Annotated in this window: 21 protein-coding genes; 7 read left to right on the top strand and 14 right to left on the bottom strand. The window is 61.2% G+C overall.

The window, feature by feature from the left end; genetic code table 11:
• Positions 1 to 54 precede the first annotated feature (54 nt).
• The 6 genes from KO538_RS16280 to KO538_RS16305 all read right to left on the bottom strand — a co-directional run bounded on the left by KO538_RS16280 (position 55) and on the right by KO538_RS16305 (position 4,698).
• Positions 55 to 831, bottom strand: a complete 777-nt coding sequence (locus KO538_RS16280) for a peptidylprolyl isomerase (RefSeq protein WP_034756072.1) — start codon at positions 829 to 831, stop codon at positions 55 to 57.
• A 111-nt stretch (positions 832 to 942) separates the two neighbouring features.
• On the bottom strand, positions 943 to 1,722 hold the full coding sequence (locus KO538_RS16285) for a peptidyl-prolyl cis-trans isomerase (protein ID WP_034756076.1): 780 nt from the start codon (positions 1,720 to 1,722) through the stop codon (positions 943 to 945).
• Positions 1,723 to 1,835: 113 nt separating this feature from the next.
• The gene (locus tag KO538_RS16290; RefSeq protein ID WP_235194306.1) at positions 1,836 to 2,138 is read right to left on the bottom strand and encodes a BolA family transcriptional regulator; all 303 of its coding nucleotides are present in this window, start codon (positions 2,136 to 2,138) and stop codon (positions 1,836 to 1,838) included.
• Positions 2,135 to 2,764 carry a septation protein A gene (locus KO538_RS16295; RefSeq protein ID WP_219328973.1) on the bottom strand — a complete coding sequence of 210 codons (630 nt, stop codon included), beginning with the start codon at positions 2,762 to 2,764 and terminating at the stop codon, positions 2,135 to 2,137. Before KO538_RS16295 ends, KO538_RS16290 begins: the two co-directional genes overlap by 4 nt.
• A gap of 80 nt (positions 2,765 to 2,844) precedes the next feature.
• A complete protein-coding gene (gene msrB / locus KO538_RS16300) occupies positions 2,845 to 3,246 on the bottom strand; it encodes a peptide-methionine (R)-S-oxide reductase MsrB (protein WP_034756083.1) in 402 nt (133 codons plus the stop codon).
• Between the two features lie 9 nt (positions 3,247 to 3,255).
• On the bottom strand, positions 3,256 to 4,698 hold the full coding sequence (locus tag KO538_RS16305) for a YdiU family protein (protein ID WP_219329128.1): 1,443 nt from the start codon (positions 4,696 to 4,698) through the stop codon (positions 3,256 to 3,258).
• Positions 4,699 to 4,959: 261 nt separating this feature from the next.
• Here KO538_RS16305 and KO538_RS16310 point away from each other — a divergent pair, with 261 nt between their 5' ends.
• Positions 4,960 to 6,612: a 3-(methylthio)propionyl-CoA ligase gene (locus tag KO538_RS16310; RefSeq protein ID WP_257620408.1), complete on the top strand. Its 1,653-nt coding sequence runs from the start codon at positions 4,960 to 4,962 to the stop codon at positions 6,610 to 6,612.
• Positions 6,613 to 6,617: 5 nt separating this feature from the next.
• On the opposite strand, the gene KO538_RS16315 is transcribed toward KO538_RS16310, so the two are convergent.
• The 4 genes from KO538_RS16315 to KO538_RS16330 are packed head-to-tail and all read right to left on the bottom strand — an operon-like array spanning position 6,618 to position 11,174.
• A complete protein-coding gene (locus KO538_RS16315) occupies positions 6,618 to 8,141 on the bottom strand; it encodes a chemotaxis protein CheW (protein WP_257620409.1) in 1,524 nt (507 codons plus the stop codon).
• Complete coding sequence (locus KO538_RS16320) at positions 8,128 to 8,652, bottom strand: chemotaxis protein CheD (RefSeq protein WP_219328974.1); 525 nt, start codon at positions 8,650 to 8,652, stop codon at positions 8,128 to 8,130. The genes KO538_RS16315 and KO538_RS16320 overlap by 14 nt, the downstream gene beginning before the upstream one ends.
• The gene (locus KO538_RS16325) at positions 8,649 to 9,473 is read right to left on the bottom strand and encodes a protein-glutamate O-methyltransferase CheR (RefSeq protein WP_034756091.1); all 825 of its coding nucleotides are present in this window, start codon (positions 9,471 to 9,473) and stop codon (positions 8,649 to 8,651) included. The genes KO538_RS16320 and KO538_RS16325 overlap by 4 nt, the downstream gene beginning before the upstream one ends.
• A 3-nt stretch (positions 9,474 to 9,476) precedes the next feature.
• Complete coding sequence (locus KO538_RS16330) at positions 9,477 to 11,174, bottom strand: PAS domain-containing methyl-accepting chemotaxis protein (protein WP_219328975.1); 1,698 nt, start codon at positions 11,172 to 11,174, stop codon at positions 9,477 to 9,479.
• 566 nt (positions 11,175 to 11,740) lie between these two features.
• Between KO538_RS16330 and KO538_RS16335 the strand changes: the two genes are divergently transcribed.
• The gene (locus KO538_RS16335; RefSeq protein ID WP_219328976.1) at positions 11,741 to 13,828 is read left to right on the top strand and encodes a 3-hydroxyacyl-CoA dehydrogenase NAD-binding domain-containing protein; all 2,088 of its coding nucleotides are present in this window, start codon (positions 11,741 to 11,743) and stop codon (positions 13,826 to 13,828) included.
• A gap of 94 nt (positions 13,829 to 13,922) precedes the next feature.
• Here KO538_RS16335 and KO538_RS16340 read toward each other — a convergent pair whose 3' ends face one another.
• The 3 genes from KO538_RS16340 to KO538_RS16350 all read right to left on the bottom strand — a co-directional run bounded on the left by KO538_RS16340 (position 13,923) and on the right by KO538_RS16350 (position 15,608).
• The gene (locus KO538_RS16340) at positions 13,923 to 14,771 is read right to left on the bottom strand and encodes an alpha/beta fold hydrolase (RefSeq protein WP_219328977.1); all 849 of its coding nucleotides are present in this window, start codon (positions 14,769 to 14,771) and stop codon (positions 13,923 to 13,925) included.
• Between the two features lie 100 nt (positions 14,772 to 14,871).
• Entirely contained in the window at positions 14,872 to 15,270 is a 399-nt protein-coding gene (locus KO538_RS16345) for a VOC family protein (protein WP_219328978.1), read from the bottom strand.
• A gap of 98 nt (positions 15,271 to 15,368) precedes the next feature.
• Positions 15,369 to 15,608 carry a DUF2798 domain-containing protein gene (locus KO538_RS16350; RefSeq protein ID WP_034756106.1) on the bottom strand — a complete coding sequence of 80 codons (240 nt, stop codon included), beginning with the start codon at positions 15,606 to 15,608 and terminating at the stop codon, positions 15,369 to 15,371.
• A 110-nt stretch (positions 15,609 to 15,718) separates the two neighbouring features.
• Between KO538_RS16350 and KO538_RS16355 the strand changes: the two genes are divergently transcribed.
• A complete protein-coding gene (locus KO538_RS16355) occupies positions 15,719 to 16,657 on the top strand; it encodes a LysR family transcriptional regulator (protein ID WP_219328979.1) in 939 nt (312 codons plus the stop codon).
• A 116-nt stretch (positions 16,658 to 16,773) separates the two neighbouring features.
• Positions 16,774 to 16,977 carry a hypothetical protein gene (locus tag KO538_RS16360; protein ID WP_070302494.1) on the top strand — a complete coding sequence of 68 codons (204 nt, stop codon included), beginning with the start codon at positions 16,774 to 16,776 and terminating at the stop codon, positions 16,975 to 16,977.
• A gap of 91 nt (positions 16,978 to 17,068) precedes the next feature.
• On the opposite strand, the gene KO538_RS16365 is transcribed toward KO538_RS16360, so the two are convergent.
• Complete coding sequence (locus tag KO538_RS16365) at positions 17,069 to 18,769, bottom strand: MFS transporter (RefSeq protein ID WP_034756115.1); 1,701 nt, start codon at positions 18,767 to 18,769, stop codon at positions 17,069 to 17,071.
• Between the two features lie 229 nt (positions 18,770 to 18,998).
• Here KO538_RS16365 and KO538_RS16370 point away from each other — a divergent pair, with 229 nt between their 5' ends.
• From KO538_RS16370 to KO538_RS16380, 3 genes are all read left to right on the top strand, one after another.
• Positions 18,999 to 20,177 (top strand): acetyl-CoA C-acyltransferase, encoded by a 1,179-nt coding sequence (locus KO538_RS16370; RefSeq protein WP_034756118.1) that lies wholly within the window; start codon positions 18,999 to 19,001, stop codon positions 20,175 to 20,177.
• Between the two features lie 127 nt (positions 20,178 to 20,304).
• The gene (locus tag KO538_RS16375; protein ID WP_219328980.1) at positions 20,305 to 20,607 is read left to right on the top strand and encodes a Dabb family protein; all 303 of its coding nucleotides are present in this window, start codon (positions 20,305 to 20,307) and stop codon (positions 20,605 to 20,607) included.
• A 165-nt stretch (positions 20,608 to 20,772) separates the two neighbouring features.
• A complete protein-coding gene (locus KO538_RS16380; RefSeq protein ID WP_219328981.1) occupies positions 20,773 to 21,771 on the top strand; it encodes an NADP-dependent oxidoreductase in 999 nt (332 codons plus the stop codon).
• Positions 21,772 to 21,801 lie beyond the last annotated feature (30 nt).

The raw sequence follows: 21,801 nt of genomic DNA on the forward strand, positions 1-21,801 counted from the left end.
TCTTCAGGCGTAAAAAAAGCGCCCCAAGGAGCGCTTTTTCATGCCTATCCAGTATTACTGAATCTTGGCCTTTTTCATCAGTTCGTCGCGGTAGGCGGCGAGTTTCTTCTGTTGCAGCGACTCGGCCACTTGACCCTTGACTTCTTCCAGTGCCGGCAGCTTCGTCGGACGGGTTTCTTCCAGCTTGATCACGTGGAAACCGAATTGCGATTGCACTGGCGTTTGCGTGACCTGGCCTGGTTTCAAAGCAACCATGGCGTCGGAGAATGGCTTCACGTACGAAGCTGGGCTAGCCCAGTCCAGGTCGCCGCCATTGGCTGCGGAACCGTCTTTCGATACTTTCGCCAGTTCTTCGAACTTGGCGCCGCCTTTCAGCTTGGCGATGATGTCTTTCGCTTCCGCTTCGGTGGCCACCAGGATGTGGCGTGCATGGTATTCCTTGTCGCCCGCTTGTGCCTTGAACTTGTCGTACTCTGCCTTGATTTCAGCGTCCTTGACAGGGTTCTTCTTGACGTAGTCGGCCAGCAGGGCGTTGATGATGATGCTTTGACGGGCATTGTCGATCTGCGACTTGACTTCCGGACGCGTGCCGTAGCCTTGCTTGTCGGCTTCCTGGATCAGCACTTCACGGCCGATCAGGTCTTTTTTGATGGCTTCGCGCAATTGCGGAGAATCCGCTTGCTTGCCTTGGGCGACGACTTGCTTGACGACCTGGTCAACGCGCGACGACGGGATGGCCTTGCCATTCACGGTGGCGACGTTTTGCGCGAACGCAGGGATCGCTACAACGGCGACCAGGGCTAAGATCAAACGGGCTGGCTTCAAAATCATGTTCATTCCTAATAAATATACTAAAAATCGATACGCGCGGCTGTCGCGCAGTGCGCATTCAGGCGCAGAATACACGACCGGCGCCGAAAAGGGCGCCGGGGAGGTCAGTTCTTACTGAACTTTCGCTTTTTTGATCATTTCTTCCTGATACGCTTGCAGTTTCTTTTGCTGCAGCGCTTCGGCGATCTGTGGCTTGACTTCTTCCAGGGTCGGCAGTTTTGCCGCGCGGGTGTCGTCCAGCTTGATTACGTGGAAACCGTTAGGCGTTTGCACCGGGGTGTCGGTGACCTGGCCTTTTTGCAGTTTCACGAAGGCGTCCGAGAATACTTTCGGGAACGACGATGGGGCTGCCCAGTCCAGGTCGCCGCCGTTGTCGGCCGAGCCGGTATCTTTCGATTGCTTGGCCAGGTCTTCGAACTTGGCGCCGCCTTTCAGCTTGGCGATGATGTCTTTCGCTTCCGCTTCGGTGCCGACCAGGATGTGGCGCACGTGGTATTCCTTGTCGCCGGTCTGGGCCACGAACTTGTCGTATTCGGCCTTGATTTCAGCGTCGTTGACCGGGTTCTTTTTCAGGTAGTCGCCGACCAGGGCGTTGATGACGATGGCCTGGCGTGCGTTCTCGATTTGCTGCTTGACTGCTGCATCTTTACCGAAACCTTTGTTTTCCGCTTCTTGCATCAGCACTTCACGGCCGATCAAGTCTTTCTTGATCATTTCGCGCAGTTGCGGCGAATCCGGTTGCTGGCCTTGGGCGACGACTTGCTTGACGACTGCATCAACGCGCGACGATGGGATAGGCTTGCCATTAACAACGGCAACATTTTGCGCAAAAACAGGTACCGCGACAACGGCGAGTAGTGCGATCAGCAAGCGGGCTGGCTTAAAAGTCATTATTAAATCCTGTTAGGGAAAGTTTCGTAAAAAACGCATGGGAAGAAAACGCGTGCATGGCGCTTGCGGCAAACGGCATACCAAGTTGCCCCGGTACGCCAAAAACGCCGTCCTTACACTACTTCGGACGGCGCCAGGGCCACAATCGCCAATGCATGTATCTCATTATGCATCATATCGTGCACGGAATCATACACCAGTCGATGGCGCATGACGAGCCTGAGCCCTTCAAATTGACTAGAAATTATGCGTAGATTGTAATGGCCTCCGCCCGAGGCGGCGCCCGCATGGCCCCGGTGGCGCGCCGAGTCATCTTCCAGCACACATTCCAGAGGGGAAAGTGCCGTTTCCAGGCGGGTACGAATGCGCTGCATGCGCGTTTCCGGCGCGGTGTTTTCAGTGGTGGAGTTCATCATGCGTCTTCCTTGATATGTTTGGCCAGGAACAGGGTTTGCGCCACGATAAAGGCAAAGAAGATGCCCGTCGCGCCAAACGCCTTGAAGCTGACCCAGGCGGCCATGTCGCCCTTGTACAGCACGAAGGCCACGAACAGGTTCAGTGCGCCGATGGCGCCAAAGAAGATGATCCATGCGGCAAGCAGCTGGTTCCACACAACTTCGGGCAATTGCACTTGCGCTTCCATGGTCTTGCGGATCAGGTTTTTCTTGAAACCCACGTGGGCGATCAGCAGGGCCAGGCCGGACAGCCAGTAGATCAGGGTCGGCTTCCATTTCAGGAAGAAATCGTCATGCAGATAAATGCTGGCGCCGCCGAACACGACAAAGATGAACAGCGACAGCCAGAGCATGCCGTCCACCTTGCGCCCGCGCAGCAGCAGATAGCTGACCTGGCAGGCGGTGGCGACGATGCCGACGAGGGTGGCGAGTATCCACGGCGCCTGGTCGGCCTTGATCAAGCCGCCAGACACGAAGCCGGACAGATATTGCTGCACGAAATCGTGCGTGGCCGCTTCATACATGCCGCCCAGCTTGAAGGCGGCGAAGAAGGCGATCAGGGGGAATAGGTCGAATAGAAATTTCATGGCGAGACTTTACACGGGTCTTGTTACATTCATCTTAGGAATGGCTTAGGAGCAAGATGCCCGCCCGCCATTCCAGTGTCTCACGGTTGCGGATCGAAGCGCAGCGATGCCGAATTGATGCAATAGCGCAAGCCGGTTGGCGGCGGGCCGTCCGGGAAGACGTGGCCCAGGTGGGCGTCGCAGACGGCGCAGACGATTTCCGTGCGCACCATGCCATGGCTGCGGTCGACGATTTCCGTCACGTTGGCCGGGTCGAGTGCCTGGAAATAGCTGGGCCAGCCGCAGCCCGAGTCGAACTTGGTGTCCGAGGCAAACAGGGGGGTGTTGCAGCAGACGCAGGTGTAGACGCCATGTTCATGGTGGTCCCAGAACTTGCCCGTGAAGGCCCGTTCCGTGGCCGCGTGGCGCGTGACTTCGTATTGCATCGAATCGAGCATGGCGCGCCATTCGGCGTCGGTTTTCTTGACTTTATTCGTGGTCATAATGACTCCTCAGGATGAGCAACTGACTTCAAGGTGGCTGGCCCAGTCGGGCGGCAGGGCCGCATAGTGCTGGTGTTCGGGCTGTTCGTCAAATGGCTTTTGCAAAACTTCCAGCAATGCCGCCACTTCCGTGTAGTCCTGCTGCTGGGCTTTCTCGATGGCCACTTGCGCCAGGTAGTTGCGCAGCACGTATTTCGGGTTGACCTGGTTCATCGCCGCTTGCCGCTCGGCATCGACGCTGTGCTCCTGCCGCAGGCGCGCGCGGTATTGTGCCGCCCACGTATCGAAGGCGGGGCGGTCGATGAACATGTCGCGCAGCACGGTGTCGTGCTCGGGGGCCGCCACCTGCAGTGTCGCCAGGGCGCGGAAGAAGTTCGTGAAATCCACGTGATTGGCTTGCATCAGCGCAAACATGCTGTCGAACAGCTGCGTATCGTCGTCCTGGCTCGTTTGCAAGCCCAGCTTGGCGCGCAGCAGGGCATTCATCTTCTCCGCAAAAGCGGGCTGGTAGCTGTCCAGCGCCGCCTGCGCCAATGCCACTTCGCCGATCAACGGCAGCAGCGCCTGGCCCAGCGCATAGCAGTTCCAGTGGCCCACCTGCGGCTGGTTGGCGTAGGAATAGCGGCCTTGCTGGTCCGTATGGTTGCAGATGTGCTCGGCGTCAAACGCTTCCATGAAGCCGAAGGGACCGTAATCGAGGGTCAAGCCCAGGATCGACATATTGTCCGTATTCATGACGCCATGCATGAAGCCCACGGCTTGCCACTGCGCAATCATGTGCGCCGTGCGCACGCACACTTCGGCCAGCAAGGCTTGATATGGATTTGATGCGGCGCGCAAATGGGGATAAAAACCATCGATAACGTAATCGGCCAGGATTTTCAGCTCGTCCGGCTGCTTGCGGTAAAACCAGTGTTCGAACGAGCCGAAGCGCACGAAAGTGGGCGCCATGCGCGTGACGACGGCGGCCGTCTCGACGGTTTCGCGCATGATGCCTTGCTGTGAACCCATGATGGACAGCGCACGCGACGTGGGAATGCCCAGCGCCGCCATGGCTTCCGAGCACAGGAATTCGCGGATGGACGAGCGCAGCACGGCGCGGCCATCGCCCATGCGCGAATACGGTGTGGCGCCGGCGCCTTTCAGCTGCAGTTCCATCGGGCCATCAGCCGTGGCGATATCGCCCAGCAGGATGGCGCGGCCATCACCCAGCTGGCCGGCCCAGACGCCGAACTGGTGGCCCGAATACACGGCCGACAGCGGTTGCGAGCGCTCGGCCACGGCATTGCCGCTCAGCAGCGCTACGTAATCGGGCTCGGCCAGGCGCGCCGCATCGAGACCGATCAGGGCCGCGGCTGGCGCGCTCGCGGCCACGAAATACGGGGCGGGCAGGGGCGTGGGCATCAAGCGCGTATAGAACGCGGGCGGCAAGGCCGCAAAGGCATTATCCAGTGGTAAGGTATGAGCGGTGATGGCAATTCCAGTCAGTAAGATGGACTGGCACGGTGCGCCAGCCTGGAATGCGATTTTACCGCACAGCGCCAAGGCGTGCGCCGGGCGCTGTAGTGGGTATCCGCGCGGCAAAAAACGGAACCGAAAATTCCATGCTGCATCGCAATATCGAAATGCGTTGACGATTTCCGCACGACCGTACGAAACTAGGGAAAATCTTTAAATTCCAACAATAACCGAGTATCCAACCCAGGAGACACGATGTCGGCATTCCCCTTGAGTCCAGTGATGGGCCAGATGATGAATCAGCCCCTGCTGATTTCCAGCATTATCGAGTTTGCAGCGCGTCATTATGGAGGCAGCGAAATCATTTCGCGGCGGGTGGAAGGCGATATGCACCGCTATACCTACCGCGATTGCCACCAGCGCGCGCGCCGGCTGGCGAACGCCTTGCATGGCCTCGGTGTCGGCATGGGCGACAGGGTCGCCACCCTGGCCTGGAATGGTTATCGCCATCTGGAAGCGTACTATGCCGTGTCCGGCTCGGGCGCCGTGCTGCATACGATCAATCCGCGTTTGTTTCCCGACCAGATCGCTTATATTTCCAATCACGCGGAAGACCAGGTCTTGCTGTTCGATTTGACTTTCCTCCCCGTGGTGGAGAAGATCGCCGCCGAGTGCACCTTCGTGCGCCATTTCGTGCTGATGTGCGACCGCGAGCGCATGCCCGCCAGCAGCACCATCCCCGATCTGCTGTGCTATGAAGACTTGATCGCCACGCATTCCGACGACTACACCTGGTCCCTGTTCGACGAGAATTCGGCCGCCACCCTGTGCTACACGTCGGGCACGACGGGCAATCCCAAGGGCGCCCTGTATTCGCACCGCTCGACCGTGCTGCACGCGTACGCGTCGGCGATGCCCAGCGCCCTGAACGTACGCGCTTCAGACACCGTGCTGCCCGTCGTGCCCATGTTCCACGTGAATGCCTGGGGCTTGCCATATTCCGTGCCCCTGTCCGGCGCGCGCATGGTGTTTCCCGGCGCGGCGCTGGACGGCAAGTCGTTGTATGAACTGTTCGAGGCGGAAAAAGTAACGTTCTCGGCCGGCGTGCCTACCGTCTGGCTGGGCCTGCTCAACCATGCCTTGCAGAATAATCTGCAATTTTCCACCTTCCGCCGCACCGTGATCGGCGGCGCGGCGTGTCCGCCAGCCATGATGGATACCCTGATCGACAAGTTCGACGTGGAAGTCATCCACGCCTGGGGCATGACGGAAATGTCGCCGCTGGGCACGGCGGGCGGCTTGCAGACCAAGCACCTGGACTTGCCGAAGGACGAGCAGCGCAAGATCCTGCAAAAGCAGGGCCATGCGATCTACGGCGTGGACATGAAGATCGTCGACGACGACGGCAAGGAATTGCCGTGGGATGGCGTGGCGTATGGCCACCTGCTGGTGAAGGGGCCGTGGATCATCTCGTCGTATTACAAGAACGAGGGCGGCGAGGTGTTGCAGGATGGCTGGTTCCCCACGGGCGACGTGGCCACCATCGACACGGATGGCTACATGCAGATCACGGACCGCAGCAAGGACGTGATCAAGTCGGGTGGCGAGTGGATCGGCACCATCGACCTGGAAAACCTGGCCATGGCGCACCCGGCCGTGCTGCAGGCGGCTTGCATCGGCGTGTTCCACCCGAAATGGGACGAACGCCCCGTGCTCGTCGTCGTGCTGCGCCCCGGCATGACCGTCACGCGCGAAGCGCTGTTGCAATTTTTCGAGGGCAAGATCGCCAAGTGGTGGACGCCCGACGACGTGCTGTTTATCGACGCCTTGCCCATGGGCGCCACGGGCAAGATCCAGAAGAACAAGCTGCGCGAGCAGTTCAAGGGGCACCGGCTGCCGGGGATGTAAGCAAGCTAGGCCGCCTGCGGCAGCGCGGCCCCCAGCTTTTCCAGCAGATGATCGCACTGGAAGAGGGAAAGGGTCTGGCGCTGCGCGTCCGTGCCAATATCGATCATTTCATCCATTTCGCTGCGCAAGTCCTCGTGCGCGCCCGTGCGGATGATTTGCGGCGCCGCAAAGCGCTGGCTGTCGGAGATGGTCATGATGTTGTCGACGTGGTCGACGAGGAAACCGTAGCGCTCGGCGCCCCGTTCCACGATCAATATCTTGCCGGCGCTGGCGTCCGGCAAGGCCGGCATCGCGTACAGCTGGCGCAGGTCGATGATGCTGATCATTTGCTGGCGCAGGTTGAGCATGCCCCGCATGCAGGCCGGCATGCCCGGCGGCGTCGTGATGGCGCCGCTGAAATCAATGATTTCGCGCACTTGCCCGATTTCCACGGCGAAGCGGGTTTCCACCGTAAACGTGATGTAGACACGGCGCTGCGCCTTGTGCGTGGCGGCCGCCGTTTCCGTCTCGGCCGGATACAGGCGCGCATGGCCGTCGCGCATCTCGATAATTTCCGCCTGCGACAGGATGCCCTTGTGGTCGAGGAAAATGATGTCGCCCAGCCCCTCTTTCGTGATGCAGCCGGCGAACATGGCGGCGCGCGCCTTGCTCAGCAGGGGAATCGGCAAGACCTCGTCGCCAAAGAAATGCACGATGCTGTCGACGGAGTCGACGAGGAAGCCCACGGTCGTGTCCTCGAGGCGCACGACGATGACGCGCTGGTCGCCAATCGCCGCCGTGCCGGATGCGGGCGCCTGCAGCAGGGCGCCGAAATCGACGACCGCCACCTGGCTGCCGCGAAAATGCATGCGCCCCAGGCACAGCTCGCTATTCAGCAGGGAGCTGTGCAGTTCCGGCACCCGTATGATTTCCTGGATGGCCAGCATTTCGAAGGCAAACGTGGCGCCGGCCGCGTGGAAGCTGACGCACTGGCGGCGTTCGCTTTGCGCGTGGTAGCGGGCCGTGCTCAGCTTGGCGCCCGTTGCCTGCAGGGCTAGCACATGGGGCACGTTTTCAATGCGCAGCAGGGCGTGCGGGTCGAGCACCTGCAGCAGGCGCGCGCCGCCATCGAGCAGGATCGTGCCGGCGATGACGGCATGGCTGTCGCCGGCCGCATATTGCAGGGCGCTGCGGGCGCTGGCGGGCACGCGCAGGATTTCTCCCGTATCCTGGAAGACGATGCCGATCAGCACTTGCTGGAAGTCCAGAATGGCGATCTTGTCCGTGGCCACGGCGCGCGGCGCATCGGCGCGGAACAGGCGGCCCAGGTTGACCACCGGAATGACGCTGCCGCGCAAGGTGAACATGCCTTCCAGATACGCGGGCGACAGGGGCAGGGCGGTGACTTTCGCGGGGTAGTTCACCACTTCGCGGATGCAACTGGCGGGCAGGGCGAATTCATCGCCGCCCAGGTGGAAGGAGCCGAACAGTTCGGTGGCCGTGTCGCTTGTGCCCTGCGCTTGCAAGCCCGTCGCTTCATGCATATCCATATGCGCCTTCCTTGCGTGGAATCAATTCAGGTTGCGCCACCACATCGGTGACGGCGTAGCTGTGCCGGGCGCAATCGATCAGCAACTGGCGCCCGTGGCGGCCGCCCAGCGCGCAAAAGCTGACGTGCAAGCCGCACTGGTCCAGGTATTTTTGCGCCGCTTCCGCGTTTTGCCTGCCTATCTGCAGCCGCCCGTTGCGCGGACCAAACATGCTGGCGCCGCCCGCCAGCACCACGTCGATATCGGGGTAATCGGCCTGGCGCACGCCCATCAGGCGCAGCAGCGAAGGCACGGCCTGGCTCACATAGCGCGCGCCAAGGGCGTTATCGGCGCCGGGCGCTTCCGGCAACAGACAATGGGCCAGGCCGCAGCATGGGCCATTCTTCCAGATGAAGCCGATGCCGATGCAGGAGCCGAGCAAGGCTTGCAGCTGCTCGCCGTGCGTGCCCACGCTCAGTTGGCCCATGCCGACATGGTGCAGCGGCAGGCGATGATCGATGATGATGCTCATGCGGTACCCGCCTTATAAATCATGGGAAACTCGAATTGGTAGCCGGTGCCGAGTCGGGTGATGGTTTCCGATTCGCCCAGGATCAGCCGGCCTTCATCCTTGAGACTCACGCGCGCCTGGCGCAGCACGGTTTCCTGGTGCTCGGCATCGAAATAGATGAGCACATTGCGCAGGAATACCAGGTCGAACTGCCGCGCCGGGCGCAGCGCTTCGAGCAGGTTATGCTGGGCAAAGCTGACGTGTTGCCGCAATTCCTCGTTGACCTGGACGCCATACGGTGCTGGCGTGAAATATTTGCGCAGCAAGTCCGGGTGCGACAAGCGGATGCGCTCGACGGAGCGCCCGCTGTACTGGCCGGCCCGCGCCGCGCCCAGGATCTGCTGCGAAATGTCGCTGGCCAGGATCTGGTAGCGGAAAGACGGCACTTGCAGCTTGAATTGCTCGCACAGCATGGCGATCGAATACAGTTCCTCGCCGCTGGCCGCCGCCGCCGACCAGATGGCCAGGCAGCCGTCCGGATGCGCGCGCACCCAGGCGGGCAGGTAGCGGTCGCGGAAGTAATCCCAGACCTGCGGCGTGCGGAAGAACAGGGTGTCGTTGGTGGTCACCAGGTCGATGAAATGGGCCACCTCGTCGCGGTCGCTGGCCACGCGCTCCAGGTAAGCCTGGTAGCTGTGCAGGGACAGCGCCTGCAGCCGTGGCTGCAAACGCCGTTCCAGCAAGACGCTCTTGCGCGCCGTCATGGCGATGCCCGTGTGCTGGCGTACCAGCGCGATCAGGGTCGTCAGCACCTCGGGCGTCAAGGTGGCCGCGTGGCTCATCGCCTACACCACGAAGCCGGAGACAGTCTGGTTCAGGCTGCCTGCGCGCTCGTTCAAGCCATCGGTCGAGCGGGCGATGCTGTCGCAGTTGGCGGCCGACTTTTCCGTTTCCTCGGCGATGTACTGGATGGCAGTGGACACTTCGCGCGCCGTCAGCAGCTGCTCGTTGGCCGCCTTCGAGATGTCGGAAATGGCCAGGGTGGTCTTCGCCACGCCCGAGACGATCTTGTCGAAGGCGTCGCTGGCCTGGCGTGAAATCTCGCTGCCTGTCGACACGCGCTTGACGGATTCGTTGATCAGCTTGGAGATTTCCTTGGTCGCCTGCGACGAGCGCTCGGCCAGTTTGCGCACCTCGTCTGCGACGACGGAAAAGCCCAGGCCGTGTTCGCCCGCGCGCGCCGCCTCGATGGCCGCGTTGAAGGCCAGCATGTTGGTCTGGTTGGCGATCTCGCTGATGACCTTGACGATTTCGCCGATGTCTTCCGACGAGCGGTTGATCAAGTCCATCGCCTCGATCGATTTGGCGACGGCGCGCGCGCCCGCTTCCGCTTCCTGCTGCGTGGCTTTCGCCAGGGAATCGGCGTTCGAGGTGTTTTCCGCGATGGAATTGATGGAAAACGTCAAGCCGTCGATGGACGCGTTCATTTCTTCCACCGTGGCGCCCAGCGCCTGCGTGCCCACGGCCACGCCCGTGGCCCGTTCGGCGATGGCGTTCGACGCGTCGGCAAAGCCGTTGGCGGCCGACACCACGTTGCCGATCACACCGCGCAAGTCGACGATCATCTTGCTGATGCCGCCGGCCAGCAAATCGATCGGTTCGCTGCCTTCGGGCACGATATTGCAGGTCAGGTCGCCTTGCGCCGCGCGCGCCACCGAGTCGAGCAGGGCATTGACCTTGCGGCTGTCGTTGGCGGCCTTGGCCTGGATGCTGTTTTCCAGGTTCACCTGGTCCGTGATGTCGATGGCGAACTTGACTACTTTATACGGTTTGCCGTTCAGGTCCAGGATGGGGTTGTAGGTGGCCTGTATCCACACCACCTTGCCATGGTTGCCCAGCCGCTTGTAGCGGCCCGCGTCGAATTCTCCGCGGTTGAGCTTTTGCCAGAATTTCTTGTACTCGGTGCTGCTGGCATACTCGGGTTCGCAGAACATGCGGTGGTGCTCGCCCTGGATATCGCTCAAGTCGTAGTCCATGACGGCGAGGAAATTGTCGTTGGCGTCCAGCACATTGCCCTGCATGTCGAATTCGATCACGGCCTGCGCCTTGCTGATGGCGCTGACCTTGCCTTCGTATTCGACATTGCGTTTTTTCAGGGCCGTGATGTCGGTAGCGAACTTGATGACTTTATACGGCTTGCCGTCCGCGTCGAGGATGGGATTGTAGGAAGCATTGATCCACACTTCGCGCCCATCCCTGGCGCGGCGCTTGTATTCGCCCTGGTCGAATTCGCCGCGTCCCAGCTTGGCCCAGAAGTTGCTGTATTCGTCCGTTTTGACATACTCGGGGTCGCAGAAGATGGCGTGGTGCTTGCCTTGCACTTCGGCCAGGGTATAGCCGACGACGCGCAGGAAATTGTCATTCGCATGCAGGATGGTGCCGTCAAGCTCGAATTCGATGACGGCCTGGACACGGTTCAATGCAGTATTTATCGCTTGTAAGTCCAGATCCTGCGAGTGGCTGACATGGCTGGCTGCGTCCATAGTATTTCCTTCGGGGTGAGAAGAGGAATGGGAACGATAAGGCTGCTGTTATTATTTTTTCCGCTATCGGTTTAAGGCAGGGATTAAGGCGGCGATGTTATTGCATTGCCGGCATCTGGTGATAATCGGTGAGAATGTGCGCGATCAACGGCCGTCAGTGTTCGCCCTGCGGTTTGCCTTTAGTAGATAAATTGTAGAGTATTGATTTGAATCAACAATTTTATTATTCCCCAGCGTCTGGCGAAAAACAAGGGGCGGGAATAAATAATGTAAAAACTGTCGTAATTGCCCCATGTCGGCATATAACAAACCCATTCTTCTACATAATAAAACGTTGTTATTATTGTTGTGGTTTTATTATTTAAATGAATATCCAAGTGATAGCTTCTACAAGAGCTTGCCGCTTGCAGCAGAATCTTTCCGCAAACGATGTTGTACCATGGCGTAGCATGCTGGCGCCGGGCGCGCCACGACAAAAATAATACGAGCGTTCTTTTATGCGGTATAGTGAAGCTTCATCCCTTGCAACCACCTCATCGCTGAGCAAAAATCAATAAGGAAGAGACATGAGTGCTGAATATCAAGTGAACGGCGCTGTTGCCGTCATTACCCTGGCCAACCCGCCCGTCAATGGCTTGGGCCTGGCGACGCGCACGGCCGCCGTGGCCGGCATCCGCCAGGCGCTGGCCGACGAGGCCGTCAAAGCCATCGTCATCACGGGCGCCGGCAAGGCCTTTTCGGGCGGCGCCGATATCAAGGAATTCAATTCGCCCAAGGCGCTCACGGAACCGACCCTGCACACCCTGATCAACGTCGTCGAACAATCGACCAAGCCGGTCGTGGCGGCTATCCACAGCGTCTGCATGGGTGGCGGCCTGGAGCTGGCGCTCGGTTGCAACTACCGCGTGGCCGCGCCTGGCGCGCAGATGGCCTTGCCGGAAGTCAAACTCGGCATCTTGCCGGGCGCGGGCGGCACGCAGCGCCTGCCGCGAGTGCTGGGCCTGGAAATGGCCCTGAACATGATCGTCTCGGGCACGCCCGCCGCGTCCGAAAAACTGGCCGGCACGGCCCTGTTCGACGAAGTCATCGCGCCTGGCGCCGATTTGCTGGCCGCCGCCGTGGCCTTCGCCACGAAAGTGGCCGACGTGCGTCCGCTGCCGAAAGTGCGCGAGCGCAAGGTGGACTACCCGAACCACGAAGCTTTCTTGCAGTTTTCGCGCAATACCGTCAAAGCCATGTCCGGCCCGTTCCCCGCACCGCTCAAATGCGTCGATGCCGTGGCGGCCGCCGTGACGATGAAATTCGACGACGGCTTGAAGTACGAGCGCGAACTGTTCATGCAGCTGGTGCAGTCGCCCGAGTCGAAAGCCCTGCGCCACGCCTTCTTTGCCGAGCGTGTCGCCAGCAAGGTGCCTGACGTGCCGTCCGACACGCCAGTGCGCGCGATCTCCAGCGCGGCCATCGTCGGCGCCGGCACCATGGGCGGCGGCATCGCCATGAACTTCGCCAACGCGGGCATCCCCGTGATGCTGCTGGAAACCAAACAGGAAGCGCTGGACAATGGCCTGGCCACGATCCGCAAGAATTACGAGAACACGGTCAAGAAGGGCAAGCTGACGCAGGAGAAGGCCGAGCAGCGCATCGCGCTCGTTTCCGGCACCTTGGCGTATGCCGACATTGCGCAAGCCGACATCGTCATCGAAGCCGTGTTCGAAGAGCTGGGCGTCAAGGAAACCGTCTTCAAACAGCTCGACGCCGTCATGAAGCCGGGCGCCATCCTTGCGTCGAACACATCGACTTTGGACCTGGACAAGATCGCCGCGTTTACCAAACGCCCGCAAGACGTGGTCGGCACGCATTTCTTCAGCCCCGCGAACGTGATGAAACTGCTGGAAATCGTCCGCGGCGCGAAGACTGGCAAGGACGTGCTGGCCACCGCGCTGGCGCTGTCGAAAAAGCTGAAGAAGACAGGTGTCGTCTCGGGCGTGTGCGACGGCTTCATCGGCAACCGCATGATCGAGCAATACAGCCGCCAAGCCGGTTTCCTGCTGGAAGAGGGTTGTCTGCCGGAACAGGTCGACAAGGCGGTCGAGAAATTCGGCTTCGCCATGGGCCCGTTCCGCATGGGCGACCTGGCCGGCAACGACATCGGCTGGGCCATCCGCAAGCGCCGCTATGTGGAAAAACCGGACGTCACGTATTCGAAGACGGCCGACCTGCTGTGTGAACTGGGTCGCTACGGCCAGAAGACGGGCGCCGGCTGGTACGACTACAAGCCGGGCGACCGCAAGGCGTATCCATCGGAGCAGGTCAACGCCATGATCATCCAGCACTCCGCCGACATCGGCGTGGCGCGGCGCAAGATCAGCGACCAGGAAATCGTTGAACGCCTCGTGTATGCGCTCGTCAATGAAGGCGCGCGCATCCTGGAAGAGGGCATCGCCCTGCGCGCCTCGGACATCGACATGGTGTATTTGACGGGCTACGGCTTCCCGCTGTTCCGCGGCGGCCCGATGTTCTATGCGGACACGGTCGGCTTGCCGAACGTGCTCGACACGATTGCCGGCTATGCCAAGGGCCGCCACGGCGAAGCGTGGACGCCGGCGCCGCTGCTGGTGAAACTGGCGGGCGAGGGCAAGGGTTTTAATAGCTAAACGGCCACGGTGTTGTCGGATTACGCGTGGCTTCGCCACGCTAATCCGACCTACGCGTCGACAAGGGGTTCAATCGCCGCGTAATCCGACGCCACTACTTCTTCTTCGCCACCATCTTGACCGCCTCGTTGACGATGACGGGGTTGTCTTTCTGGATGTAATAGCCGGCGCCCGTGATGCGCTCGATGGCGGGTGCGCCGGACAGGCGCTGCCAATCCTTTTCCTGGGCCCGCACCACGTTCTCGAACGAACCCATTTCCTCGATGCCGAACTTGTCGCGCACCAGCAGCATGGCGGGCACGCGCAGCGGGCTGCTCATGTCGACGTGCTGCAGGCACTGCGTCTGGGCATCGAATTCGGCCGATTCCGTACTGTTGAACATCAGCTTGCGCCGCGTTTTGACGAGCATGGCGTAGGTGGACGCGTCCGTCTGCAGGCGGTTCCACTGCTGCGGGTGGGTAGGATCGAGCAGGACGAGGCCGGCCACGTCCTGCGGATACAGCCTCGCATACACATACTGGTACAGCCCGCCCAAGCCATGGCCGACCAGCACATACGGCGGCTTCAGGCCCGCTTGCGCCAGCAGGGCGCGCTGCTGGGCGGCGATGGTGCAGGGGTCGCGCGGCGTGGTGGTTTTCTGGCTGTCGCCGTAGCCGGGACGGTCGTACACGAGCACGCGGTGCTGCCGGGCCACTTCGGGCACGACCTTGGACCACACGTCCTTGCCGTCGCCCATGGCCGACTGGAAGACCACGGGCAAGCCGCTCTGGCCGCTCAAGGTATAGGCGATGCTGGCGTCGGGCAGGGCCGCCGTGGCCGGCACGCCTGGCGTGACTGGCGTGGATGGCAACAGGGAGCAGCCGGAAAAACAGCCAGCCAGCAGCAAGCCGGCGCTGGAGAAGAGCATGGTGCGCGCGGGGCGGCCGACGAATAGATGATGCATGAATCTCCTTCTTTGTTCACGGACCGGTATGGCGTGCCAGCCATTATAGGCAAATCGTCCCGAAGTGGAAATGCCGAACAGAGCCGGATTTCCCGTCCTGTCAGCCGGCGTCGGCACGATGGCAGACGGCTTCGATGCGGTTGCCGTCCGGATCGAACAAAAAGGCCGCGTAATAACTGGCGTGATAGTGGCGCAGGCCCGGTGCGCCCAGGTCGATGCCGCCGTGCGCCAGCCCCGCCTGCCAGAACGCTTCCACGGCCGCGCGCGAGGAAGCCTTGAAGCAGCAATGGCGGCGCGGCGCGTCGTCGGGCTGCGGGCCCAGGCGCACGGAAAAGTAGCTGCGTTCAGGATGCTGCGCGTCGCTGCGCTCGCCATAGCCTATCCAGGCGTTGGCATGGTCGCTGCCCACCTTGGGCACGTCGAGCGCGGCAAAGACGGCGTCATAGAAGCGCTCGGCGCGTTCCAGGTCGCTGACGGTGAGGGAAACGTGATCGAGCATGGGCACTCCGCAGTAAAGAAGACGGCTATAGCATAGCCCGGATCAGGGCGGCCGTGGGCGGGAGTGACCGAGTGGTACTGCCGGCGGACGACTGCCGGTCAAGCGCGGCTGGCGAGCCGGGCCACGATGTTGCGGCTCATCAGCTGCACGCGGGGGGCGAACAGCATCACGGCGCAGAAGGCCACGGGCCAGGCGGCAAAGAAGGCATGGCGCCAGCGGGGCAGGAAATCGGCCTGCAGGCCGATATTGAGCCAGGTGACCCAGGCGCTCATCAGCAGGGTCATGAGCAGCGACATCAGGAAGGCAAATACGCAGCGCAAACGCAGGGCTTCGGACATGGAGCACTTTCAAATGGTGAAGATATGGCAGCGTAACAACTTGCAGCAATCTATACTAGAGCCATATTTTTAATTTCAAATTCCGAAAATGCAATCATGCTCGACGAATCATGCTTGATGATTTAGCCCTGTTTGTCTCCATTGTCGAGGCGGGCAGCCTGCATGCGGCGGCCGTCAAGGAAGACTTGCCCGCCGCTACCGTCACGCGCCGGCTGCAAAAGCTGGAAAGCCAGCTCGGCTACCGCTTGCTCAACCGCAGCGCGCGCCGCCTGCAGCCGACGGCGGAAGGCTGGCAATACTATGAGCAATGCCGTCCCTTGGTACACGCCTTGCGGCAAGCGACGCAGCAGCTCGACGCCAGCCTGTCGGCCGTCTCGGGCAGCATCCGCGTCTTGGCGCCCGTCAACTTCGCCAGCGGCTTGCTGACGCCGGCCTGGGTCAGCTTCATGCAGCAGTACCCGGACATCCGCCTGGAACTGGAGCTGTCGAACCTGCTGCAAGACCTGGTGGGCAGCGGCGCCGACCTGGCCATCCGCGTTGGCGCGCTCGACGATTCCTCGCTAATGCAGCGCCGGCTGGGCAGCGCTTCGCTGGTGATGGTGGCCGCGCCAGCCTACCTGGCGCGCGCCGGCGTGCCGCGCGACTTGCAGGAACTGGAAAAGCACGAGCTGATCGTGGCCGAGCCGCTGCGCAGCTGGCGCTTGCGCCGGCCCGGCGACGGCGCCGAAATGGTGATCGAACCGCAGGCGCGCCTGCGCGTCAATGAAATGCGCCTGGCCGTGGAGATGGCCGACGCAGGCATCGGCATCCTGCTGTGTCCGCTTCTGCAATGCCGCGACGAAGTGGCCAGCGGCAGCCTCGTGCGCGTCCTGCCCGACTGGATGCCGCAGCCGCGCCACGTGTATGCCGTGTGGACGCAGCGGCGCTACCTGCCGGCCCGCGTGCGCGTGCTGCTCGAGCACCTGGCGGCGTTCGCCGCTGGAAATCCGCTGTTGAGCGAGGATGCCAGCGCCGGTCAGCTCGTTGCGCCGGGAATCCTTTCCATTTAGTAATACCGAGCGCTTGTACTTTCCGCTGGGATCGCGTTAAGATAAAGCTGCTTGCTTATCCAGCGGGCAATCTGGTGTTTTTTCGCGCAATCCCGTCCCTATCCATGAGAGTAGCAATGAAATATCTGATCGTTCCCTTCTTGCTGGCGATGACCGGCTGCGAAGTACTGTATGACGCGAACCGGGACAAGATCGGCGAGTACTGCAACAGCCTCAATAATTTCGACGACCGCAATGCCTGCCGCAAGCGCAACCAGACCAGCTACCAGGAATACGTGCAGCAGCGCGACCAGCTGAAAAAGGGCAAGAGCGACAAATAAGCTTGCCACCGTATAATAAAAAAACGCCGCTGACCAGTCAGCGGCGTTTTGCTTTGCGGGCCCCGGCCTTGCGGCCGGGGCTTGCGCCGTATCAGTCGTCGGCGTAGATATTGTTGTCCTTCGTTTCCTTGACGAACAGGGTGCCGATCACGACAGTCGCCAGGGCGACGACGATCGGATACCACAGGCCGTAATAGATATCGCCCTTGAAAGCCACCAGCGCGAAGGCTGTGGTCGGCAGCAAGCCGCCGAACCAGCCGTTACCGATATGGTAGGGCAGGGACATCGAGGTGTAACGGATACGCGTCGGGAACATTTCCACCAGCATGGCGGCGATCGGGCCGTACACCATGGTCACGTACAGCACCAGGATGAACAGCAGCAAGACGACCATTGGCTTGTTGATCTGGTCCGGATCGGCTTTCGCAGGGTAGCCCGCTTCCTTGATGCCGGCGCCCAGTTCTTTCTTCAGCGCCACTTCTTTGGCCTTGCTGTCCGCATCGAAGTTCAGGCCGTCCGGCGTCATGACGGCGTTAAACGACGTGAATTCCTTCGTACCGATGCGTACCTTGGCGATGCTGCCGGCCGGTGCGTCTTCCTTCGTGTAGTTCACCGAGCTGTTCGACAGGAAGCCGGTGGCGATGTCGCACGACGATGGGAATTTCTTCGTGCCCGTCATGTTGAACTGGAAGTGGCAGGAAGCGGGATCGGCCACGACCACCACTGGCGAGTTCTTCAGAGCCGCTTCCAGCTGCGGGTTGGCGAAGTGGGTCAGGCCGTTGAAGATCGGGAAGTAGGTGGCCGCGGCGATCAGGCAGCCGCCGAGGATGATGTACTTGCGGCCGATGCGGTCGGACAGGCTGCCGAAGAACAGGAAGAACGGCGTGGCCAGCAGCAGGGCGATGGCGACGAGCACGTTGGCCGTTGCCAGGTCCACTTTCAGGGTCTGGATCATGAAGAACAGGGCGTAGAACTGGCCCGTGTACCAGACGACAGCCTGGCCGGCGGTCAGGCCGATCAGGGCCAGGATGACGATCTTCAGGTTTTTCCACTGGCCGAACGCTTCCGTCAGCGGGGCTTTCGAGGTCTTGCCCTCGGCCTTCATCTTGGAAAACGCCGGCGATTCATTCATGGCCAGGCGGATCCACACGGAAATACCGAGCAGGATGACGGAGACGAGGAAGGGAATGCGCCAGCCCCACGCTTCGAAATCTTTCTCACCGGTCGCCAGGCGGGTGCCCAGGATGACCATCAGCGACAGGAAGAAGCCCAAAGTGGCCGTCGTTTGTATCCACGCCGTGAACGCGCCGCGCTTGCCTTCAGGCGCGTGCTCGGCCACATAGGTGGCTGCGCCGCCATATTCGCCGCCCAGCGCCAGGCCTTGCAGGATGCGCAGGAAGACGAGGATGATCGGCGCGGCGATGCCGATGGACGCGTGGCCCGGCAGCAAGCCGACGATGAAGGTGGAGCCGCCCATGATCAGAATGGTGATCAGGAAGGTGTACTTGCGGCCGATCATGTCGCCCAGACGGCCGAAGACCAGCGCGCCGAACGGACGCACGATGAAGCCGGCTGCGAAGGCCAGCAGCGCGAAAATGAAGGTGGTGGTGGGGTCGCCGATGAAGAATTGCTTGGCGATGATGGAAGCGAGCGAACCGTACAGATAAAAATCGTACCATTCAAAAACGGTGCCGAGCGAGGACGCAAAGATGACCTTGCGTTCCTCGGGCGTAATCGGCGTTCCCTTGGTCGAAGTTTTCCGTACGTCGGCCGAGCCGGATGGTGATGCCATGGTTTGTCTCCCTATGTTTTATAGTGAACTGGTGCCGCGGTCTTTTTGACCATTCTTGCAACAGCTGGAGGCGAGTGTGTTCTCCGAACCTTACGTCATGCTTGCTTGAAACTTACACCAAGCTTACAAATTGGTGTTCGGCAGAAGTTTGCGAACGACCGTACTTAAATGTGCTATTCTCATTCCACAGATATCTCACCCCATAATATTTCCCACAAGGAGACACAGCATGAATGAAGCCGTCATCGTATCGACCGCCCGCACGGGCCTGGCCAAGTCCTGGAAGGGCGCGTTCAACATGACGCATGGCGCCACCCTGGGCGGCCACGTGCTGGCGGCCGCCGTCGAGCGCGCGCGCATCGAGGCGGAGGAAGTGGAGGACGTGCTGGTCGGCTGCGCCTTTCCCGAAGGCGCGACAGGCGGCAATATCGCGCGCCAGGTGGCCTTGCGCGGCGGCTGCCCCGTGACGACGGCCGGCATGACCGTCAACCGTTTCTGCTCGTCGGGCTTGCAGGCCATCGCCCTGGCCGCGCAGCGTATCATCGCCGGCGAAGGCGATATCTATGCGGCGGGCGGCGTGGAATCGATTTCCTGTGTGCAAAACGAAATGAATACGCATATGTACCGTGAAGTCTGGCTGCAGCAGCACAAGCCGGAACTGTACTGGCCCATGCTGCAGACGGCCGAAACCGTTGCCAAGCGTTACCAGATTTCGCGCGAGCGCCAGGATGCCTACGGCGCGCAAAGCCAGCAGCGCGCAGCAAGCGCCCTGGCCGCCGGCCTGTTCGACGCGGAAATCGTGCCGATGACCACCATCATGGGCGTGGCCGACAAGGCCAGCGGCATGCTGGTGTCGCGCGAAGTGACGATTGCCGCCGACGAAGGCATCCGTGCCGACACGACCTACGACGGCGTGGCGAAGATCCGCCCGGCCATTCCTGGTGGTGTCATCAGCGCCGGCAATGCCAGCCAGTTTTCCGATGGCGCTTCGATGGCCATCGTCATGAATGCGAAAGTGGCCGAAGCGAAAGGCTTGCAGCCGCTGGGCATCTTCCGCGGCTTTGCCGTGGCTGGCTGTGAACCCGATGAAATGGGCATCGGCCCCGTCTACGCGATTCCGAAACTGCTGAAAAAGGCGGGCTTGACTGTCGCCGACATCGGCCTGTGGGAACTCAACGAAGCGTTTGCCGTGCAAGTGCTGTATTGCGCCGATACCCTGGGCATTCCCATGGACCGCCTGAACGTCAACGGCGGCGCGATCGCCGTCGGCCACCCGTACGGCGTGTCGGGTGCCCGCCTGACGGGCCACGCCTTGATCGAAGGCAAGCGCCGCGGCGTCAAATACGTGGTCGTGACCATGTGCATCGGCGGCGGGCAGGGCGCTGCAGGGCTGTTCGAAGTGCTGTGATGTTTGCGTGAACCCGGTCTGCGGGCGGCTTCCAGAGCCGCCCGTTTGCATTGCGCGCCCGGTTCCTGCAAGGCGCGCCGATAGCGGTTACAGTAATGCTTCATTAATAAACAAGCAGCCTGCCACCATGATCAAGCACATCGTTTTCTGGAAACTCAAAGACCAAGCCGAAGGCGCCGACCGCGCCACGAACGCCTTGAAACTCAAGGCTCTGCTCGATTCCTGTTCCGGCCTGGTGCCCGGCATCCTGAAATTCGAAGCCGCCGTGGCCCAGCCGGGCCTGGAAGCGACCTACGACATCGTCCTGTACAGCGAATTCGCCAGCCGCGAAGCGCTCGATGCTTACCAGAACCATCCCGAGCACGTGAAAATCAAGCCGTTCTTTGGGGCGGTGCGGGAAGCGCGGCAATGCATGGACTACGAAGTGTAGTGACACCGAACCAAACCTACTGCGCGTCGGTATAGGCGGCCTGCGATGCTCACCGTACTAGAGTACGGTTGCGCGTCTCGACCACCTCTCCCTTCCGCTCGCTACGGTTTTGTTCGGTGTCGTGAATATCAATAGTAGTCATCAACTTTATTGACAGGAGCATTCATGACCACCTACCAACGCATCGTCCTCGCCTCGCGTCCTGCCTCCACGGAGGAAGTCAACCCGGCACATTTTCGCCTGGAAACTCAAGAGATTCCCGCCATCACGGATGGCCAGTTGCTGGTGCGTAACCAGCACCTGTCGCTCGACCCTTACATGCGCGGGCGCATGAGTGCCAATAAAAGCTATGCGGCACCGCAGGCGCTCGATGAAACGATGATCGGCGGCACGGTGGGCGTCGTGCTTGAGTCGAAGCATCCGAAGTTCGCCGTGGGCGACATGGTCGTGGGTACCCTGGGCTGGACGGAAGTGGCTGTATCGGACGGCACGATGCTGCGCAAGGTCGACACGACACACATTCCTGCTTCGGCTTACCTCGGTTCCGTCGGCATGCCGGGCATGACGGCCTGGTATGGCTTGAACCAGATCATGGCGCCGAAGGCGGGCGAAACGGTGGTCGTGTCGGCCGCCAGCGGCGCCGTGGGCAGCGTCGTGGGCCAGCTGGCGAAATTGAAAGGTTGCCGTGTCGTCGGCATCGCGGGCGGGGCGGAAAAATGCCGCTATGTTGTCGAGGAACTGGGTTTCGATGCCTGCGTCGACTACAAGGCGGGCAATCTGGAGGCCGATTTGGCGGCGGCGACGCCCGACGGCATCGACGCCATCTTTGAAAACGTGGGCGGCGCGATCTTCGATGCGGCGCTGGCGCGTACCAATGCGTTTGGCCGCGTGGCCGTGTGCGGCTGGATCGCCGGCTACAACGGCGAGCCGACGCCGCTCGACAATGCCCGCCTGATCCTCACCAACCGCCTCACCGTGCGCGGCTTTATCGTTTCCGAGCAGCCGGAATTCTGGCCGCAGGGACTGGCGGAACTGGGTTCCCTGGTGGCGACGGGCAAGCTGAAATTCCGCGAATCCGTGGCCGATGGCCTGGCCAGCGCGCCGGAAGCGTTCATCGGCCTCTTAAAAGGGCGCAACTTCGGCAAGCAGCTGGTGAAGTTGTAAGCGGGCTGTTTTGAAATGACCGAGCGCGCC

Origin of the sequence: Janthinobacterium sp. NKUCC08_JDC (genome assembly GCF_019345575.1) — a bacterium.
Classification (GTDB): domain Bacteria; phylum Pseudomonadota; class Gammaproteobacteria; order Burkholderiales; family Burkholderiaceae_D; genus Janthinobacterium; species Janthinobacterium aestuarii.

Excerpts from the sequence above, each read along its gene's own strand:
- KO538_RS16355 (WP_219328979.1), top strand. The coding sequence starts at position 15,719 with ATGCTTGATGATTTAGCCCTGTTTGTCTCCATTGTCGAGGCGGGCAGC.
- KO538_RS16370 (WP_034756118.1), top strand. The coding sequence starts at position 18,999 with ATGAATGAAGCCGTCATCGTATCGACCGCCCGCACGGGCCTGGCCAAG.
- KO538_RS16365 (WP_034756115.1), bottom strand. The coding sequence starts at position 18,769 with ATGGCATCACCATCCGGCTCGGCCGACGTACGGAAAACTTCGACCAAG.
- KO538_RS16375 (WP_219328980.1), top strand. The coding sequence starts at position 20,305 with ATGATCAAGCACATCGTTTTCTGGAAACTCAAAGACCAAGCCGAAGGC.
- msrB (WP_034756083.1), bottom strand. The coding sequence starts at position 3,246 with ATGACCACGAATAAAGTCAAGAAAACCGACGCCGAATGGCGCGCCATG.
- KO538_RS16335 (WP_219328976.1), top strand. The coding sequence starts at position 11,741 with ATGAGTGCTGAATATCAAGTGAACGGCGCTGTTGCCGTCATTACCCTG.
- KO538_RS16310 (WP_257620408.1), top strand. The coding sequence starts at position 4,960 with ATGTCGGCATTCCCCTTGAGTCCAGTGATGGGCCAGATGATGAATCAG.
- KO538_RS16330 (WP_219328975.1), bottom strand. The coding sequence starts at position 11,174 with ATGGACGCAGCCAGCCATGTCAGCCACTCGCAGGATCTGGACTTACAA.
- KO538_RS16350 (WP_034756106.1), bottom strand. The coding sequence starts at position 15,608 with ATGTCCGAAGCCCTGCGTTTGCGCTGCGTATTTGCCTTCCTGATGTCG.
- KO538_RS16360 (WP_070302494.1), top strand. The coding sequence starts at position 16,774 with ATGAAATATCTGATCGTTCCCTTCTTGCTGGCGATGACCGGCTGCGAA.
- KO538_RS16285 (WP_034756076.1), bottom strand. The coding sequence starts at position 1,722 with ATGACTTTTAAGCCAGCCCGCTTGCTGATCGCACTACTCGCCGTTGTC.
- KO538_RS16295 (WP_219328973.1), bottom strand. The coding sequence starts at position 2,764 with ATGAAATTTCTATTCGACCTATTCCCCCTGATCGCCTTCTTCGCCGCC.
- KO538_RS16340 (WP_219328977.1), bottom strand. The coding sequence starts at position 14,771 with ATGCATCATCTATTCGTCGGCCGCCCCGCGCGCACCATGCTCTTCTCC.
- KO538_RS16290 (WP_235194306.1), bottom strand. The coding sequence starts at position 2,138 with ATGATGAACTCCACCACTGAAAACACCGCGCCGGAAACGCGCATGCAG.
- KO538_RS16315 (WP_257620409.1), bottom strand. The coding sequence starts at position 8,141 with ATGGATATGCATGAAGCGACGGGCTTGCAAGCGCAGGGCACAAGCGAC.
- KO538_RS16345 (WP_219328978.1), bottom strand. The coding sequence starts at position 15,270 with ATGCTCGATCACGTTTCCCTCACCGTCAGCGACCTGGAACGCGCCGAG.
- KO538_RS16320 (WP_219328974.1), bottom strand. The coding sequence starts at position 8,652 with ATGAGCATCATCATCGATCATCGCCTGCCGCTGCACCATGTCGGCATG.
- KO538_RS16380 (WP_219328981.1), top strand. The coding sequence starts at position 20,773 with ATGACCACCTACCAACGCATCGTCCTCGCCTCGCGTCCTGCCTCCACG.
- KO538_RS16325 (WP_034756091.1), bottom strand. The coding sequence starts at position 9,473 with ATGAGCCACGCGGCCACCTTGACGCCCGAGGTGCTGACGACCCTGATC.
- KO538_RS16280 (WP_034756072.1), bottom strand. The coding sequence starts at position 831 with ATGATTTTGAAGCCAGCCCGTTTGATCTTAGCCCTGGTCGCCGTTGTA.